Raw genomic sequence first — 17,150 nt, 5'->3', positions numbered from 1 at the left:
CTCCGTCAGCCGGTGGTGAGATCCAGGCTCTGGTTCGTGTTGATCCCACTGCCCGGCACGACCGGAAGCCCGAGTAGCTCGGTGATCAGGTTGCCCGCCTCGGCCGTGCGGACCGGCTGACCGCTCGCCGTGTACGTCGGCCTGCCGGTGCCGGGATCGGTGCGGTCGGGGTTCAGCTGGTAGAGATCGTTGCCTCGGGCCACGCCCGCGCCCCAGGCGAAGAACGGCACCCGGTAGTTCGCCAGTTGGGTCGCGTCCGCATGCGAGGTGCCGAGTCCGCCGTGGTCGGAGGTGACCAGCACTGTGGTCCGAGCCGCGAGCGAAGCATCCCCTGCGATTGCCGTGAGCAACTGCCCGATCCAGGCGTCGGTGCGGGTGACTGCTTCGAGATACGTCTGGCTCATGAAGCCGCTGCCGTGCCCCGCCCCGTCGGGCTCGTGGAAGTGCAGCATCGTGAAGCCAGTCAGCCCTGCCCGCAGCCGGTCGATGACCGCCGGCGTGTTGGTACCGCCGGTGCCGACGACGTAGGTGTCCACCTTGTCCCGGCCGTTGTCAGGACCGGTGACGTCGGGCGCGCCGTTGGTCGGGTTCCAGGACCGGTCGTGGAAGTCGAACTTCGTCTTGCCGACGTACAGCGAGGTGGGCAGTCCGGCGTCGTGCGCGACATCGAAAGCGCCGGCGACGTAGCCACCCGCGCTGACGTGGACCGTCGAGCCGTTGTCCTCGTTGAAGGTGACCTGGTGCCCGCCCGGCTCGGTGACCGGCCGGCCGGTCACCATCGAGGTGTGGTTCGGCAGGGTCTGGGTCGACTCGTAGGTGGTCCGGGCGTTCAGGGTCGAGACGCCCTCGGCCATCAGCCGGTGGAACGCCGGAGTGCCGGCGGGACCGAGGGTGGTGATGGCATCGGGGTTGAGCCCGTCGACGGAGATCAGCAGAACGAGTTTGCCGTCTACCGGTTCGACCGGCGGTGTGCCGCAGTCCGCACCGGCGTACCGGTCGGTGGCGTCGAACAGGGCCCAGTAGTGGGTGGTCCCTCCGGCAGCGTTGGCAGGCAAGGGGAAGGTCAGCCGGCACCCGGGTGCTGCCGTACCAGCGGCCAGCGTCCCGCCCTGGGCGATGACGAACGCCGTGGCGCGAGTGGCTCCGGCTGCGGCGACGGTGACGACCTGGGTGGCCGACGCCGCCGGCCGGCCCCAGCCGATGGTCTGGTTGGCGCTGAACAGAGTGACCACGCCCGACCGGCCGGCCGACATCGGATGGCCGGCGATGACGGTACCTGTCCGCACGCTGGTGTTGCCGTAGTCGCTCTCGGCCTTCTTGCCGGTCAAGCCGTAGTTGTCGAGCAGGTAGGGCTTGGCCACCCACACCGGGCGGGTGGACGCCGCCAGGCCGGTCGCCACCCCGGGGGCACTGCTGCTGACCGACTGGCTGATGACGACGTAGGTGTGCGCGGCTGCCGACTGCGCCGTCACGGTGTTGTCGTCGGCAACGACCACGCCGGCGCCGTTCGAGCGCAGTCGCGCGGCGATCGAGTTCTCGACCGCGGTCGGCGCCGCCGGGTTCGCGACCACCAGCAGAACGGACCTGGACGTCGAGTTCCGGACGGTGACGGTCACCGTCGAGTCGACCGACTGGCCGACGGCATCGACCGCGCGGGCGCGCAGGGTGTGCGTCCCGTCCGCCACCGCCGTCGTGTTCCAGTCCGCTGCCCAACCGTCCTCGGCCGTCGTGTCCGTGGCCAGGTTGTTGCCGTCAACGGCAAACGTCACCGAGACGACGCCGACGTCGTCGGTCGCCGTGGCGCGGATCGTGATCGTCCCGGCCACCGTGGCCTGGGCGACAGGACTGGTGATCGACACGGTCGGTGGCGTGTCCACCGGCACCGCCCCACAGCCGTCCCCGGCGTACTGCGCGGTCGCGTCGAACAAGGCCCAGTAGTCCGTCGTCACCACCGTCGGCGAGCCGAACAACGGGAACGTCAACCGGCACCCGGCGGCACGAGCACCGTTGGCCAGCAGTTCCTCCTTCGGTACGACGAACGCGGTCTGCCGCGTCGCCCCGTTGACGACCACCGTCGCCACCTGGGTCGAGCCGGTCACGGCACGCCCCCAGCCGATGGTCTGGTTGGCACTGAACAAGGTGACGAGCCCGGAGCGGCCCGCCGACATCGGATGACCACCGGTCACGGTGGCTGTTCGGGTGCTGATGTTGCCGTAGTCCGTCTCCGCGACCGGCCCGGTGAGACCGAAGTTGTCCAGCAGGTACGGTTTCGCGACCCAGACCGGATCGGCCGAGCCGCTCAGCTGCGAGATCAGGTTGGCCGAGTTGCTGCTGACCGAACTGCTGATCAGCGTGAAGCTGTGCGCCCCGGCCTGGGCGGCCGTCACCGTGTCGTCGTCGGCCGGCGTGACGGTTCCCCCGGCCGCTTGCAGGCGGGCGACGATGGCGTTCTCCGCCGTCGTCGGCGAGGCGGGCGAGGCCGTCACGAACAGGACTGCCCCGGGCGCGGCGGTGGCCGGGATCGACGGCGTCGCGGCGAGGGAGAACGAAACCAGCGCGAGCGCGGTGAGGCCGACCACTGCCGGCCGGTACTTCACAACTCTGTCCATCAGAACCTCCCGGGCTCAGTCCGGCGACCGGACCACCCGACCGACCGCGACGGTGCCCAGCAGGCGCAGGGCGAACCACGCGTCGTCGACGAGATAGCGGTGCGCCAGCCGTCGCGGTTCCGCGGCCAGCCGGTAGCACCACTCCAGACCACGGTCCTGCATCCACCGTGGCGCCCGGCGTACGTCGCCGGCCGCGAAGTCCACCGCTGCGCCGCAGCCGATGAACCACGTGTGCGGGAACGCGTCGCGAAGGGTCACGATCAGCCGTTCCTGCTTGGGAAAACCGAAGCCACAGAACACGATGTCCGGCGCGGCCTCGGTCAGCCGGCGCCGGATCTCCTCGTCACCACCCGGAAGCCGGTCGAACCCCATCGGGGGCGAGTAACCGCCCACCACCAGCCCGCCCACCTCCGGCCCGGACAGCACCTTGCAGGCCCGTTCGGGCACCCCCTCGGCACCGCCGAGGACATAGACGCTCCGATGGCAGAGTCCGGCCGCCGCCGTCAGCGACCAGATCAGCGAGGCGCCGGTGACCCGCTCAGGCAGCGGATCCCCGGCCAGTCGCGACGCCCAGATCAGCGGCATCCCGTCGGCCACGACCAGATCCGCTCCCGCGACCAGGTCGCGCAGCGACGGGTCGCGATCCAGGGCATGCATGATGTCGATGTTCGGGGTGACCACCCAGCCGCCCTGTCCCTCGTCGATCGCCCGGACGATCGCCTCGACCGCCTCGGCCTCGGTACAGCAGTCGAACGCAACGCCCCGCAGTACCTTGCGCACCGGCATCAACGGGACGGCCATCAGACACCGCGCCCGTGCCGATGCAGCCGATCCAGGACGGTCTCGCTGGACACCACGCCGCCCGCCACCGCCAAGGCGATGAAGGCCCGCGGCTCGCACCAGCGGGCCCGGACGGATCTGATCGCCCAGCCGACCGCGCGGCGCCGTTCCCCGAGGGAGGCCGACGCGAACGCCAGTTGCCCGTAGACCCGCGCCGCCCCCGGGCCGGACGCGCCGATCGCCGGGTAGCGGTCGAGCATCCACTCCAGCGAGTCGATCTTGGTCTCCCACTGCCGGCCGAAGAAGGACGTCCTCCCCCACAGGACCTCGACCAGTGGACTGTCCACGTGCACGATCGGTCGCCGGGAACTTGCCCTGAGCAACAGATCCCAGTCCTCGTTCTGGCTCCCCGGGATGGATTCGTCCAACAGGCCGATCGTGCCGAGCAGCGCAGCACGGGCGACGACGAAGGTGGAGGAGTGCGCCATCGCCATCCGGGAGCGGAGCAGGTCCTGGTGGCTGATCCGGTTCTGACCCGCCACCCTGTCGCTCAGCGAGTCGCCGAAGCGCACTCTGATGCTGCAACTGCAGAACTCGGCACCCTGGTCCGATTCGAGCGCCGCCAGTTGCGCGGACAGTTTGCCGTCCAGCCAGACATCGTCGTCGTCGCAGAAGGCCACCCAGGGAGCGGTTGTCGCGAGGATGCCGGTGTTGCGCGAGCCCGCCAGTCCCGGCGTCCGGTTGTTCTCCAGCACAGTGATCGGCAGCTGCGGGAACTCCGCGGGCAGTGCGGTGTCCGGCTCGGTCCCGTCGTGGACGACGACCACGTCGACCGGACCGGAACAGTCCTGCGCCGCGATCGCGGCGATCGCTCGACGCAGCAACGCCGGGCGATCCCTGGTGGGGATCACCACGGTCACCGCGGCCTGGCCTGTCATGGCCGGGCTCCGGCCGGGTAGCCGTAGCGCAGCAGCAGCGGCCAGGTCACCGCGGTCACCTGCCGTCGGTGGGAGCCGCTCAGCCGCGACCGCCAGGCGTCATCGGTGCGCAACTCGAGCCGCCCGGTCTGGAACCGCATCGGATTGCCGGCGACGGTGTGCGACGCCTCGAGCATGACCGAACCGTCCGCCGCGAACGGCAGTTCGGCAGCCGGCAGATCCAGCCAGGAAAGGATCCCGGCCAGCGTCCGCCGTGGGCCGGCGGTCAACTGCTCGTAGCGCACCTGCCGGGTCGCCACGCCGCGCCGCCGCAGTACCTCGAAGGCGAGATTGTGAACGGTCCACAGGACCGCGGACTGCAAGGCGGTGTACTTGTCCATCGACCGCTGCTCGGACCGCGCCTCGGGCCGCGGCACGTCCTTGGACCACGAGTGCGCCACCCCCCGCGCGTCCCGTACCACGTGCAGCACGCGCAGGTCGATCCCCTCGTGATCGCGCAGTACGTAGGCCAGGGAGGCGTTCTTGCTCGAGTCGACGACCAGCTCGGCACCGCTCACGATGGCTGCCGCCGAGTAGATCCGCGCGTACCAGTCGGCGTACTCGCGGGCCCTGCGGCGCAGGCCGGAGGTGCTGGGCAGGGTGGCGAGCTGCGGCAGGTACCGGCTGCGGTCCACCTCCAGGCCCAGCCGGTGGACGCCGTCGGCGTCGACCTTCTTCCACCCGCCGAAAGCGACCTCTCCGACCTGCTGCCAGAAGTCGCAGCGGGAGAACGGCTGTCCGCACCCGCAGCTCTCGTCCCAGAGCAGGCCCCGGAACCACAGGTGCGTCACCTCGCCGAGTGCGCAGACCTCCGGCAACTGACCGATCACCCGCTCGACGAGTGTCGTCCCGCTGCGGCCGAAACCGCCCAGGTAAAGGAGTTTGGTCATCCGCCCGCCCTCCGCATCGGATCGAAGTACGGCTGCGCCGCGGTCTCGGCCAGCGCGGCCGTCGCGGTCGGGTCGCCGTTCAGGTGGAAGCGGTAGTAGGGCGGGCTCTCCGGCCGGGACTCGGCGTAGTAGACGAGCGCCTTGATCTGCGGATGGGCCTTCACATAGGTCGCCATCGCCCGGAGCCAGTCCGCCCGGCGGCCGGCATAGCTCTCCGCCACGCCGAACTCGCCGATCACGATCGGCTTGCCGCGGGCTGCGGCCCACTTCACGAACGGGTCCGCGAGTGCCCCGAACGGCTCGTAGCCACCCTTCACCCAGGCCTTCTCCGGGTAGACGTCCGCACAGAGCCAGTCGACCTGGTCATCGCCCGGGTAGTACCGCTGCGCCCGGCCGTCGGCGAAGCCCTGGGCGGTCGGGCACCAGATCCACCCGACGTTGCTCGCACCGGCCTCGGCGAAGATCCGGTGCACCCGCTGCCAGGCGCGGACGAAGTCGGCCGGCTGATGCACGACCGACCGCAGGTTCGGCCGGTCCATCTCCCACCGCCAGCGCAGCAGCACAGGCTTGGCGAACTTCTTCACCGCCGCGGCCTTGGCCTGGAACAGGGCGTCGTGCCGGCCGTCGTTCACCTCGAGGATGTCGGGACTCGCCCAGGACAGCTGCAGGATCGCGTTCCGGGCCAGGATGTGGTCGCTCTCGGTCGGGAACGGGTCGTTCACCTTGCGGTAGAGGCCGACGATGTCGAGGGGCCGTCCGACCGAGCCCTCGAAGCTGCGGACGGCCGCGACCCGGCCAGGCTGCGAGTACGGCGTCGGCTGGACCCAGGCACCGACGTACACGCCGTGGGTGGGGACCTTGGGACGGCCCGGTGCGAGCACCGCGGACTCCGGCATCGGCTCAGGCAGGGTGCCCGGATCGGCTGTCGACGGTCCAGCCGCACTCGGCGTGACGCTCGCCGGCACCTGGATCCCGCCGAGCTTGGCCTGCTTGGTCTCCCCCGGCCAGGCCGCCCACGCCACCACACCGAGCAGGACGGCACCGACGGGTACGACGACGGTCAACCACTTGCGCTTGCTCATACCGATCCCCCAGCGATCGCGGATTCAGTGCGACGCCCGGGACGGCCGATCGCCCGTAGTGCGTCCAGTTGCATGACGTCGCGGAACCGCCAGACGGCCACGCCGTACGCCGCGGTGCCGATGCCGCCGGCCAGCAGCAGTTGCCAGCCGCCGACGCCGAGAGTGGCGCCGACCGTGAACGGAACAGCCCAGAAGCACAAGCCGGACAGCACCATCGAGGTCAGCGTCCCGGCCCCGAAGGGGTGCAGGCGTTCGGAGCGCCAGACCTGGGCCAGCGGAACCAGGTTGGCCGCCAGCAGCGCGACCGCCCAGCCGATCGCCGCGCCGACGATCCCCAGCGTCGGAACGAGGGCCAGGTCGATGCCGATGTTCAGAACGAGGGCCAGCAGGGTGTTCCACAGGTTCCAGACCGTCTTGCCGGCCATGATCAAGACGATGCTGACCACTCCGCAGGCGGTGGCGACCATCATCGCGACGGACAGGATGACGACCACGGACGATCCCTCGTCGTACCCGTCCCCGAACAGATCGAGGATCCAGGGGGCGAAGGCGGCGGCGATGCCGAAGATCGGCCAGCTGATCGCCACCAGCCACGCCGTGGAGATCTGGTAGAGACGCCCGGCCTGGACCATGTCGCGCAGCGCGAGCAGCCCGCTCAGCCGTGGCTGGACCGCGGTCGAGATGGCCTGGTTGCCGAGCTGGCCCGCGACCAGGAAGCGGGTCGCCGCCGCATAGATCGCCGCGTCGGCCGGTCCCCGCAACGCGGCCACGATGATGATGTCCAGCCGCTGCAGGAGGATCTGGGCACAACTCGCGACCGCCCGCGGCGCGGTGAAGCGCCAGAACGAGGCAGTGAACGACGTCCGGCCGCCCGACAGATGCTTAGCGGGCAGCGCGCGACGAGCGCTTCCCAACGCCAGTACTGCGAACGGCAGGAACGGCAGTCCCCAGGCAACCGCAAGGGCGACCGGACCGCCTCCTGCCAAGGCCACCGCGATCATCGCCGTCAACTGCAGCACCGGCCGGCCGATCTTCTCCAGCAGCACCGTCGGCCTCATCCGGCTGTAGCCTCGGCTGATCGACAGCAACAGGTCGTACCCGACGGCCAGCGGCAGCAGCACGGCCAGCAACCGGATCATCGTGACCGCGCCGCCACCGTCGCCGTCCAGGGCCCAGCGAGCCAGCGGATCCGCTGCCAGCGCCAGACCGCCACCGAGCAGACAGGCGACCAGCAGGACCGGCCCGAAGGCGGCGCGCAGGCAGGCGCTCACCCGCTCTTCGTTGCCAAGGGCACGGAATCTGGCCAGGAAGTAGACCAGGCCGAGGTCGGCGCCGAGCCTCCCCACCGTCTGCAGAACCAGGAAGATCGAGATGACGGTGAAGAACCGGCCGGCCTCGGCCAGGCCGAGCGCCCGGGTCGCCACCACGACGAGCGCCAGCCCGGCAACCCCGGCAACGACCGCGCCCACCAGGTTCAGCGCACCGCCACGGGCGAGCACCTCGGCCTCGGCGTCGCCGCCGGCCGAGTTGCGCGACCCGAGCCGTTGGCTGCTCATGCAGACCCGTTGATCATGCCGGCCCCGACGGTCCGGTTGGTGGCCTCGTCCACCAGGATGAAACCGCCGGTCGAGCGGTTGCGGCGGTACTCGTCGCAGAGGAGGGGCTGGGTGGTCCGCAGCCCGATCCGGCCGATGTCGTTCAGCCCGAGCTCGGCGGCGTCCCGGTCCCGGTGCAACGAGTTCACGTCGAGCCGGTACTGCAGTTCCTTGACCTGCGTCCGGGCCGTCCGGGTGGTGTGCTTGATGACATACTTCTGCCCCGCCCGCATGGGCGCGTCGGCCATCCAGCAGACCATCGCGTCGACGTCCTGCACCATGCTCGGCGCGTTCATCACCCGGCAGATCATGTCGCCGCGGGAGACGTCGAGCTCGTCCTCCAGCCGGATGGTGACCGACATCGGCGGGAACGCCTCGGCCACCGGCCCGTCGGCGGTCTCGATCGAGCTGATCCTCGACGTCAGCCCGGACGGCAGCACCATCACCTCGTCGCCCGGCTTCATCACCCCACCGGCCAGCTGACCCGCGTAGCCGCGGTAGTCGCGGTGCCGCTCGGACTGCGGCCTGATCACGTACTGCACCGGGAACCGGACGTCGATCAGGTTGCGGTCGCTGGCGACGTGCACGTTCTCGAGGTGGTGCAGCAGGCTGGGCCCTTCGTACCAGGGCATGTTCACCGAGCGGGAGACGATGTTGTCCCCGAGCAGCGCGGACACCGGGATCACCGTCAGGTCGGCGACGTCGAGCTTCGCGGCGAACTGGGTGAACTCCGCGCGGATGCTCTCGAAAACCTCCTCGGAGTAGCCGACCAGATCCATCTTGTTGACGCAGAGCACCAGGTGCGGGACCTGGAGCAGTGTGGTCAGGAAGGCGTGCCGGCGACTCTGCTCCTGCAGGCCCTTCCGGGCGTCGACCAGGATCAGTGCGAGTCCGGCCGTCGAGGCGCCGGTGACCATGTTCCGGGTGTACTGGATGTGGCCCGGGGTGTCGGCGACGATGAACTTGCGGCGCGGCGTGGCGAAGTACCGGTAGGCCACGTCGATCGTGATGCCCTGTTCGCGTTCGGCCCGCAGGCCGTCGGTCAGCAGGGCCAGGTTGACGTAGTCGTCGCCACGGTCGCGACTGGCCCGTTCGACCGAGTCCAGCTGGTCGGCGAAGACCGTCTTGGTGTCGTAGAGGAGCCGGCCGATCAGCGTGCTCTTCCCGTCGTCCACCGAGCCCGCGGTGGCCAGTCTGAGCATGTCCATCAGAAGTACCCCTCACGCTTGCGGTCTTCCATCGCCGCCTCGCTGAACTTGTCGTCGCCGCGGGTGGCACCGCGCTCGGTGATCCGGGTGACCGCGATCTCGGCGATCACCTTCGCCACCGTGTCGGCGTCCGACCGGACCGCCGCGGTCAGCGTCGCGTCGCCGACGGTGCGGTACCGGACGGTGGCCGGGAAGGTCTGCTCGCCGGCCCGCGGCCGGCAGAACTCGGTCACCGCGAACAACATCCCGGCGCGCTCGAACACGTCGCGGTCGTGCGCGTAGTAGATCGACGGGAGCCGCAGGTTCTCCCGCTCGATGTACTCCCAGATGTCGAGCTCGGTCCAGTTCGACAGCGGGAAGACCCGGATGCTCTCCCCGACGTGGACCCGGCCGTTGTAGAGATTCCAGAGCTCCGGGCGCTGGTTCTTGGGGTCCCACTGGCCGAACTCGTCCCGGAACGAGAAGACCCGTTCCTTGGCCCGGGCCTTGTCCTCGTCCCGCCGGGCGCCGCCGAACACCGCGGTGAACCCGTGCTTCTCCAGCGCCTCCAGCAGCACCGGCGTCTGGATCCGGTTGCGGGTGCCGTCCGGCGGCTCGTGCACGATGCCGCGGGTCAGCGCGTCCGGCACGCTGGCGACGATCAGCTGGACACCGAGCTCGGCGACCCGGGTGTCGCGGAACTCGAGCACCTCGGCGAAGTTGTGGCCGGTGTCGATGTGCATCACCGGGAACGGGATGCGGGCCGGATAGAAGGCCTTCTCCGCCAGCCGGAGCATCACCACCGAGTCCTTGCCGCCGGAGAACAGCAGCACCGGCCGCTCGAACTCGGCCACCACCTCACGGATGATGTGGATCGCCTCTGCTTCCAGCGCGTCCAGCTGGCTCAACTGGTAGCTGAAGGTGCTCATGCGACGCTCACATCATTGGTGGAACTGGCCGCCACCGCGGCCAGGAGCAGGCCGGCGATCTCGGGCCTGCACACCAGAAGATCCGGCAGGAGCGGATCAGGCTGGTTGTAGCGCAGGCCGGTTCCGTCGACCCGGCTGCAGTGCAGTCCAGCGGCCTGGCACACCGCGACCGGAGCGGCCGAGTCCCACTCGTACTGGCCGCCCGCGTGGATGTAGGCGTCGACCTCGGCCCGCAGTACTGCGGCTGCCTTGTAGCCGGCGGAGCCCATCGGGACCAGTTCGGCGTCCAGCTCCTCAGCCAGTGCCTCGACGAACTGCGGCGGCCGGCTGCGGCTGACCGCAACCCGCAACCTTCCCGGTCGCCGTGCCGGCAGGAGGGACGGTGGATCCGAGCAGTGCACCACTCCCAGCGCGGGAAGCGCGACGGCTCCCGCTGTGAGTCGGCCCGCTTCCCACAACGCCACGTGGACAGCCCAGTCGTTGCGCGGCGGCTCCCCGTACTCCCGGGTGCCGTCCAGCGGATCGATGATCCACACCCGCTCGGCGGCCAGCCGGACCTGATCGTCCGCGGCCTCCTCGCTCAGAACCGCGTCGGCCGGCCGCTCGTCGGCCAGCCGTCGCAGCAACAGTTCGTTCGACCGGAGATCACCCGCGGCCCCCAGTTCGCGACCACGCTCGGCACCCGCGCGCACGTGGAGCAGTAGCTCCCCGGCCTCCCGCGCAAGATGCCCGGCCAGCGCCGCGTCGGACTTCGTCGACATAGTCCCCCCTCGTCAAGAGCCACCCCCCGGTGACTACTGCCGGCGATGCCGGCCTTCGATCAGTAAGCGCCCCTCCGCCCCACCACGGCACGCAAGGTCTTCCACAAGATGAGCAGATCCAAAGTCATCGACCAGTTGTCGACGTAGCGCAGGTCCAGCCGGACCGACTCCTCCCAGGACAGATCGCTGCGACCGCTCACCTGCCACAGTCCGGTGAGTCCCGGCTTCACGAGCATCCGGCGGCTGTCGTCGGCGGCGTACACGGCCACTTCCTCCGGCAGCGGGGGTCTCGGGCCGACCAGGGACATCTCGCCGCGGAGTACGTTGACCAGCTGCGGCAGCTCGTCGAGGGAGAACCTCCGGATGAAGCGGCCAAGCGGCGTCACCCGCGGGTCGTCGCGGATCTTGAACAGCACGCCGTTGCTCTCGTTCAGCGCGTGCAGCTCATTGCGCCGTTCCTCGGCGTCCACCGTCATGCTGCGGAACTTCAGCATCCAGAACTCCGCCCCCGCGCGGCCCACCCGGCGTTGCCGGAACAGCACCGGCCCCGGGCTGGTCAGCTTCACGGCGATCGCCACACCCACGAGAATCGGCAAGAACAGCACGACCAGCGCGACCGCGCCGGCCCGGTCGAAGATTGCCTTCAGCACGTGTGGTCCCCCGCTCACCGACGGCCGTTCGAGGTGCAGCAGCGACAGCCCGGCGACCGGGCGGATCGAGATGCGCGGACCCGCGACCTCGATGATCCCGGGCGAGACGATCAGCTCCACGCCGCGCTGTTCCAGCGCCCAGGACAGCCGGCGCAACGACTGACCGGCCAGCTCGTGGTCGGTGGCCACCGCGACCACGTCGACCTGGTGACGGTCGACGGCCGCCAGGATGTCCGCCTCGTCCAGCTCACCGGCAATGAGCGGACTCGCTGCCAGATCGCCCCGCGGCCGACAGGTCGCCACCACCTGGTAACCGTCCAGCGAACGACTTCCGAGGCGCTCGGCCAACGTCTCCACCTGATCGTTCCGGCCGACGGCCAGCACCCGGCGCATGCAGCGTCCGCGGGCGCGGTGGCGGTGCAGATCCCGGCGCAGCATGTACCGCAGCAGGCAGGCCAGTACGACGGTCGCGGGAATCGCCGCGACCACGAAGCCACGGGCGATCTCGCTCTTCGTCACGTACGACGTGATGGCGACCGCGGCGGTGAGGCCGACTCCGGCCCGGAACAACGACCGGAACTCGTCCGGACCAGCGCCGAAGTACCGGGAGTCGTAGCCTTTCGACAGGCCGACCGAGGCCACCCAGACCAGCGGCAGCAGACTGCCGATCACCAGGTAGGCGTTGCCGACCTCGTAGCCGAACCGGGTGACCAAGGCAACGGAAACCGCGATCAACGCCGCCAGCAGATCACCGCCCACGGCGGCCCAGCGATAGACACCGACCCAGCGTGCCTCGGTCTGCCGCGAGCTGCGCGGCACGATCGCCGGCACCTCGTCGGGCACGACCCAGACCGGCCGGCGGCGATCGGCCGACTCAGTAGGCACCTGCGGCCAGACAGCGGCCGCGTCCTCCCCTATGACGGAATGCTCCGTCACCACACTCACCCCCCGGCAAGCCGCAGAACGCATTGTTGCGTGCTACGTGATGTCGTCGCGCCTGGTCCCCACCTGCGACGACTGCCCGAAGACTACTACGCGTACCCGCTGTCCGGACAGCATTAACGGCAAGTTCGCCGTCAACTGCACGTCGACCCGGGTTTTCACCCGGGTCGACGGTTGTTCATGTCACTGCTGGTGATCAGCCGGCGATCAGGCCGTCGCCGCTGATCAGCTCGCGCATCTCGGCCAGCGTGCTGTCGCTCGGCGGCAGGATCGCGTCCGAGTCGTGCAGCACCTCGTCCGGGACGCGGTCACCGCTGCGGACGAAGTCCAGCAGCGCGGCGAACGCAGTACCGAAAGCCTCCTCGTCACCGGCCGAGACAGCCTTCTCCAGCTCGGTGTCGACCACGTTCAACTGGTCGAGCTTGTCGTCGGCCAGCTGGTACTGACCTTCGCCCATGATCCGGACGATCATCACGCGTCTCCATCCTGCGGTCGGGCCGGCTGCTGCACGGGCTGCTGAGCCGGTTGCTGCGGCTGAGCCGCGCCGGGGGTGTCCTGGGCGATCTGCTTGGGCGCCTCGGCCGGAGCCAGCTGCGCCTTCATCGCGGCCAGCTCGGACTCCACGTCCGAACCGGTCGACATCCGCTCGAGCTCGAGCGTGATGCTGTCCTTCGAGGACCCGGAGGCGTCGTCGAGCGCGCCCGAGGCGAGCAGCTCGTCGATCGCGCCGGCCCGGGCCTGCATCTGCTGGGTCTTGTCCTCGGCGCGCTGGACCGCGAGGCCGACGTCGCTCATTTCCTCGGAGATGCCGGAGAATGCCTCGTTGATCCGGGTCTGCGCCTCGGCGGCCGTGTAGGTGGCCTTGATCGTCTCCTTCTTCGTGCGGAAGGACTCGACCTTGGCCTGCAGCCGCTGCGACGCGAGGGTGAGCTTCTCCTCCTCACCCTGCAGCTGGGCGTGCTGGGCGGTCAGGTCGTCGATCTGGCCCTGCAGCCCCGACTTGCGGGTCAGAGCCTCGCGGGCAAGATCCTCACGGCCCATCGAGAGCGCCTTCTGGGCCTGGTCCTGCAGCTTCTGCGACTGCGACTGCAGCTGCGAGGCCTGCAGCTCGACCCGCTTCCGGCTGGTGGCCACATCAGCCACGCCACGGCGTACCTTCTGCAGCAGTTCGAGCTGCTTCTGATACGAGTAGTCAAGGGTTTCGCGAGGATCTTCGGCCTTGTCCAAAGCCGTGTTGGCCTTGGCCTTGAAGATCGTCGACATCCGCCTGAAGATGCTCATCGATATCCGTACCCCTTCTGTGCCGGAGAGTGGACCCGGCGTGCGTGTCAACCACCCTATGTCCCTGCGGGTCACCACACCATCAGGACCGGCCCGGATAAAGTGGTGCAAAGCTCCGGGGACCACCCCGAGGCCGGCGTGTTAGTTCCCGAATGAGGTTCAGTCTCCGTGTTCCGTCGTACCAAGTCTGAGACATCGTCCCAAACCGAGTCCACGGCCCCCCAGCCGAAGGCCGGTGGCAAGGGACGTCCCACCCCGACCCGGCGGGAGGCCGAGGCGGCCCGGAAGGCCGCGCTGAAGAAGCCGCGCAACCGCAAGGAGGCGGCGGCGTACCGGCGGGAGAAGGTCCGGATCGAGCGCGCCAAGATGCAGGAAGCCCTGAAGACCGGCGACGACCGGTACCTGCCGGCCGCCGACAAGGGGCCGGTGCGCAGGTTCGCCCGCGACTTCGTCGACGCCCGCTGGTCGGTGATGGAGTTCGCGCTGCCGGTGCTGCTGGTGGTCTCCCTGCTCGGCGTCGTCTTCTCCCAGGCGTTCCTGTGGCTGCCGGGCCTGGTGAACATCCTGTTCCTGGTGATGATCGTCGCGATCGCCGCCGACTGGTTCCTGCTGACCAGCAGCCTCAAGCGGGCGGTCGCCAAGAAGTTCCCGGACGAGTCCGCCAAGGGCATCGGCTTCTACGCGGTCCGCCGGACCATGCAGATGCGCCGCTGGCGCCTCCCCAAGCCCATGGTCGCCCGCGGCGAGAAGCCCGCGTAGTACGCCGGCAACTTTCCGTCGGTTTCGCGTATCGAGGTGGGTAGAACCACCACCTCGTACCGCGAACCGAGAGGCTGACCATGCCCGGTCGACTGACCACAGCCCTACACGCGGCAACCGCTGCGTTGCTGGTAGCCACAATCGCCCCCGGCGCCGCGAATGCCTCAGAGACGGCGGCGGCTGCCGGGGCGGGAGCCTCGGCAGGGAATGCGGTCGCCGCCGCCTGCAAACTGGTGAACGGGTCGGTGACGCCCGGGGGCGACCAGACGGCGACGGTTGTCACTGCCGGCTCGCCGCCGGTGGTGCAGGTGAAGGCGCGGTATACCGACATCTATCCCGATGGTCAGCCGCGGTTGAGCAGTTTGTTCGCCAGTGGACTCGTGCTGCCCAGCCCCGGCCGGATGTACTACGGCCACGTGGTGATGGGGACGGGGCTCTACAGCAGCCACTACCTCGTCGGGGAAGACGGTCAGGTCGACCGGTCGCAAGCGCTCAATGACCGGAAGGGTGGCGGGTGGGGTGACACGACCTATCTCGAGACGAGCCACCCGAGGGATCCCGATCCTTGGGCCTTGACCAACCACTACCGGCTCGGCGCGGACGGCACGATCACCCGGTGGGACGCCAAGGGTGGGCTCGGCTGGGTCAACATGCAGACCGCGGGTGGGTTCGCTTCGGTGAAGACGATGGTGCTGATCAGCCAGACCGCGACGTACGACACCTTCCTGGCCACCACCCGCGGTGGAGCGCTCTACACCATCAGGCTGCCCCTGACTTCGCCGCTGAAGCCCATCGTGAAGAAGGTCCGCGACTCCACCTGGCAGGGCTTCGACGCGCTGATCGCCGAGAAGTGCGGCCAGTACGGCACCCTGTTGCTCGGCATCGACAAGGACACCAAGTCCGGCTACCTGTACGCCGTGGGTCACGCGAACGGAACCGCCACGGTCATCCAGGCACTCGGTAAGGTGCCGGCCACCTTCGCCGACCCGGTCTACTTCCGCCACATCGACGATCCCGATGTCGCCCCGCTCCTGTTCGGGGAGTGATCAGGCGTCGAAAGGCGTGACCTCGATGGGTCGCCCGCAGGCCTTGCTGGCTCGGGTGGCCCAGGACTGGGCGGTCTCCACGTCCGGGGCCTCGATGACCCAGAAGCCGGCCATGTACTCCTTGCTCTCGGCGAACGGCCCGTCGGTGACCAGTACGTCGTTGCCCTGGTGGGCGCGGACCACCGACGCGGCCGAGCGGGCCTCCAGGCCCCCGCCGAACACCCACACGCCCTGGGCCACCATGTCCTGGTTGACCGCGTCCACGGCACCCGGCGCGCTTTCGGCCGGCTCGCCCTCCACCATCATCACGCCCAGCAGGTACTGCGTCATGTCGGTTCTCCTTCGGATTGTTCGTGCGCTTACTGCCTACACGAAACGGGCGGGCGCGGATCGACACCACGTCGGCAACTTTCTCGCAGTAGGGTCGGGGTATGGACTTTCGATATCTCGGAAACAGTGGGCTGAAGGTCAGCGAGATCTCGTACGGGAACTGGCTCACGCACGCCTCACAGGTGGAGAACGACCAGGCCAAGGCCTGCGTGCAGGCGGCCCTGGAGGCCGGGATCACGACGTTCGACACGGCCGACACGTATGCCAACACCGCCGCGGAGGTCGTCCTCGGGGAGGCCCTGGAGGGCCAGCGGCGGGAGTCGCTGGAGATCCTCACGAAGGTCTACTGGCCGACCGGGCCGGGCGGACCGAACGACGCCGGGCTGTCCCGCAAGCACATCCACGAGTCGATCAACGCCTCGCTCAAGCGGCTGAAGACCGACTACGTGGACGTCTACCAGGCGCACCGGTACGACACCGAGACGCCGCTGGAGGAGACGATGGAGGCCTTCGCCGATGTCGTCCGGGCCGGCAAGGCGCTCTACATCGGCACCTCGGAGTGGACCGCGGAGCAGCTCCAGGAGGGCCACCGGCTGGCTCGTGAGCTGCACATCCCGCTGGTCTCCAACCAGCCGCAGTACAGCATGCTCTGGCGGGTGATCGAGGCCGAGGTGGTGCCGGCGTCGGAGGAGCTCGGGATCGGCCAGGTGGTCTTCTCGCCGATCGCGCAGGGCGTGCTGACCGGCAAGTACAAGCCGGGCGAGCAGCCGCCGGCCGGGTCGCGGGCGACCGACGAGAAGGGCGGCGCGAACTTCATCGGCCGCTTCCTCAACGACGACGTACTGACCCGGGTGCAGGAGCTCAAGCCGATCGCGGACGAGGTCGGCCTGTCGCTGTCGCAGCTGGCCATCGCCTGGGTCCTGCAGAACCCGAACGTCTCCTCGGCGATCACCGGCGCCTCCCGTCCCGAGCAGGTCACCGAGAACGTGAAGGCCGCCGGCGTGAAGCTGGAGGACGCGGTGATGAAGCGGATCGACGAGACCCTCGGCACCATCGTCGAGCGCGATCCGGCCAAGACCGAGCAGAACGCCCCGCAGACCCGGCCGGGCTCATGAGCTGGACGTGGCGGTTCGAGACCGCGACCGGTGAGCCGGCCGACCCGGGTGAGCTGACCGGCGCGGAGTTCTCCGCCCAGGGCGATGCGGAGAGCTGGCTGGGCGAGATCTGGCGTGAGCTCGCCGAGAAGGGAGTCGGTCAGGTCTACCTGCTCGAGGACGGCCGTGAGGTCTACGGCCCGATGAGCCTGTCGGCCGCCTCGGAGTAGTCCGCCCG

General features: G+C 69.4%; 17 protein-coding genes. 4 read left to right on the top strand and 13 right to left on the bottom strand.

The window, feature by feature from the left end; genetic code table 11:
- Window positions 1-5 precede the first annotated feature (5 nt).
- From ACQPYM_RS16700 to ACQPYM_RS16645, 12 genes are all read right to left on the bottom strand, one after another.
- Window positions 6-2,609, bottom strand: a complete 2,604-nt coding sequence (locus ACQPYM_RS16700) for an alkaline phosphatase family protein (protein WP_433021605.1) — start codon at window positions 2,607-2,609, stop codon at window positions 6-8.
- Between the two features lie 15 nt (window positions 2,610-2,624).
- Window positions 2,625-3,410 (bottom strand): WecB/TagA/CpsF family glycosyltransferase, encoded by a 786-nt coding sequence (locus tag ACQPYM_RS16695; protein WP_433021603.1) that lies wholly within the window; start codon window positions 3,408-3,410, stop codon window positions 2,625-2,627.
- Window positions 3,410-4,327, bottom strand: a complete 918-nt coding sequence (locus tag ACQPYM_RS16690; protein WP_433021601.1) for a glycosyltransferase family 2 protein — start codon at window positions 4,325-4,327, stop codon at window positions 3,410-3,412. The genes ACQPYM_RS16695 and ACQPYM_RS16690 overlap by 1 nt, the downstream gene beginning before the upstream one ends.
- On the bottom strand, window positions 4,324-5,256 hold the full coding sequence (locus tag ACQPYM_RS16685) for a sulfotransferase (RefSeq protein WP_433021599.1): 933 nt from the start codon (window positions 5,254-5,256) through the stop codon (window positions 4,324-4,326). Before ACQPYM_RS16685 ends, ACQPYM_RS16690 begins: the two co-directional genes overlap by 4 nt.
- Window positions 5,253-6,338 carry a glycosyl hydrolase gene (locus tag ACQPYM_RS16680; RefSeq protein ID WP_433021597.1) on the bottom strand — a complete coding sequence of 362 codons (1,086 nt, stop codon included), beginning with the start codon at window positions 6,336-6,338 and terminating at the stop codon, window positions 5,253-5,255. The genes ACQPYM_RS16685 and ACQPYM_RS16680 overlap by 4 nt, the downstream gene beginning before the upstream one ends.
- Window positions 6,335-7,894, bottom strand: a complete 1,560-nt coding sequence (locus ACQPYM_RS16675; RefSeq protein ID WP_433021595.1) for a lipopolysaccharide biosynthesis protein — start codon at window positions 7,892-7,894, stop codon at window positions 6,335-6,337. The genes ACQPYM_RS16680 and ACQPYM_RS16675 overlap by 4 nt, the downstream gene beginning before the upstream one ends.
- Window positions 7,891-9,141: a sulfate adenylyltransferase subunit CysN gene (gene cysN / locus ACQPYM_RS16670; RefSeq protein WP_433021593.1), complete on the bottom strand. Its 1,251-nt coding sequence runs from the start codon at window positions 9,139-9,141 to the stop codon at window positions 7,891-7,893. Before cysN ends, ACQPYM_RS16675 begins: the two co-directional genes overlap by 4 nt.
- On the bottom strand, window positions 9,141-10,049 hold the full coding sequence (gene cysD / locus ACQPYM_RS16665) for a sulfate adenylyltransferase subunit CysD (RefSeq protein ID WP_433021591.1): 909 nt from the start codon (window positions 10,047-10,049) through the stop codon (window positions 9,141-9,143). The genes cysN and cysD overlap by 1 nt, the downstream gene beginning before the upstream one ends.
- Window positions 10,046-10,810, bottom strand: a complete 765-nt coding sequence (locus ACQPYM_RS16660; RefSeq protein ID WP_433021589.1) for a 3'(2'),5'-bisphosphate nucleotidase CysQ — start codon at window positions 10,808-10,810, stop codon at window positions 10,046-10,048. Before ACQPYM_RS16660 ends, cysD begins: the two co-directional genes overlap by 4 nt.
- A gap of 59 nt (window positions 10,811-10,869) precedes the next feature.
- Window positions 10,870-12,396 carry a sugar transferase gene (locus ACQPYM_RS16655; RefSeq protein ID WP_433021587.1) on the bottom strand — a complete coding sequence of 509 codons (1,527 nt, stop codon included), beginning with the start codon at window positions 12,394-12,396 and terminating at the stop codon, window positions 10,870-10,872.
- A 202-nt stretch (window positions 12,397-12,598) separates the two neighbouring features.
- Complete coding sequence (gene pspAA / locus ACQPYM_RS16650; RefSeq protein ID WP_433021585.1) at window positions 12,599-12,874, bottom strand: PspA-associated protein PspAA; 276 nt, start codon at window positions 12,872-12,874, stop codon at window positions 12,599-12,601.
- Complete coding sequence (locus ACQPYM_RS16645; RefSeq protein WP_433021583.1) at window positions 12,874-13,683, bottom strand: PspA/IM30 family protein; 810 nt, start codon at window positions 13,681-13,683, stop codon at window positions 12,874-12,876. Before ACQPYM_RS16645 ends, pspAA begins: the two co-directional genes overlap by 1 nt.
- Before the next feature lie 168 nt (window positions 13,684-13,851).
- On the opposite strand from ACQPYM_RS16645, the gene ACQPYM_RS16640 reads away from it, so the two are divergent.
- The gene (locus ACQPYM_RS16640; RefSeq protein ID WP_433021581.1) at window positions 13,852-14,442 is read left to right on the top strand and encodes a DUF3043 domain-containing protein; all 591 of its coding nucleotides are present in this window, start codon (window positions 13,852-13,854) and stop codon (window positions 14,440-14,442) included.
- Window positions 14,443-14,522: 80 nt separating this feature from the next.
- Window positions 14,523-15,488 carry a hypothetical protein gene (locus ACQPYM_RS16635; RefSeq protein WP_433021579.1) on the top strand — a complete coding sequence of 322 codons (966 nt, stop codon included), beginning with the start codon at window positions 14,523-14,525 and terminating at the stop codon, window positions 15,486-15,488.
- On the opposite strand, the gene ACQPYM_RS16630 is transcribed toward ACQPYM_RS16635, so the two are convergent.
- Window positions 15,489-15,818: a YciI family protein gene (locus ACQPYM_RS16630; protein WP_433021577.1), complete on the bottom strand. Its 330-nt coding sequence runs from the start codon at window positions 15,816-15,818 to the stop codon at window positions 15,489-15,491. It lies immediately after the preceding gene.
- A gap of 101 nt (window positions 15,819-15,919) precedes the next feature.
- Here ACQPYM_RS16630 and ACQPYM_RS16625 point away from each other — a divergent pair, with 101 nt between their 5' ends.
- Both ACQPYM_RS16625 and ACQPYM_RS16620 read left to right on the top strand, forming a co-directional pair.
- Complete coding sequence (locus ACQPYM_RS16625) at window positions 15,920-16,933, top strand: aldo/keto reductase family protein (RefSeq protein WP_433021575.1); 1,014 nt, start codon at window positions 15,920-15,922, stop codon at window positions 16,931-16,933.
- Window positions 16,930-17,142: a hypothetical protein gene (locus ACQPYM_RS16620; RefSeq protein WP_433021573.1), complete on the top strand. Its 213-nt coding sequence runs from the start codon at window positions 16,930-16,932 to the stop codon at window positions 17,140-17,142. The genes ACQPYM_RS16625 and ACQPYM_RS16620 overlap by 4 nt, the downstream gene beginning before the upstream one ends.
- Window positions 17,143-17,150: the final 8 nt, after the last annotated feature.

The sequence above is a fragment of the Kribbella sp. CA-294648 genome (assembly GCF_050943845.1).
Classification (GTDB): domain Bacteria; phylum Actinomycetota; class Actinomycetes; order Propionibacteriales; family Kribbellaceae; genus Kribbella.
This window is presented reverse-complemented; position numbering and strand designations above follow the sequence as displayed.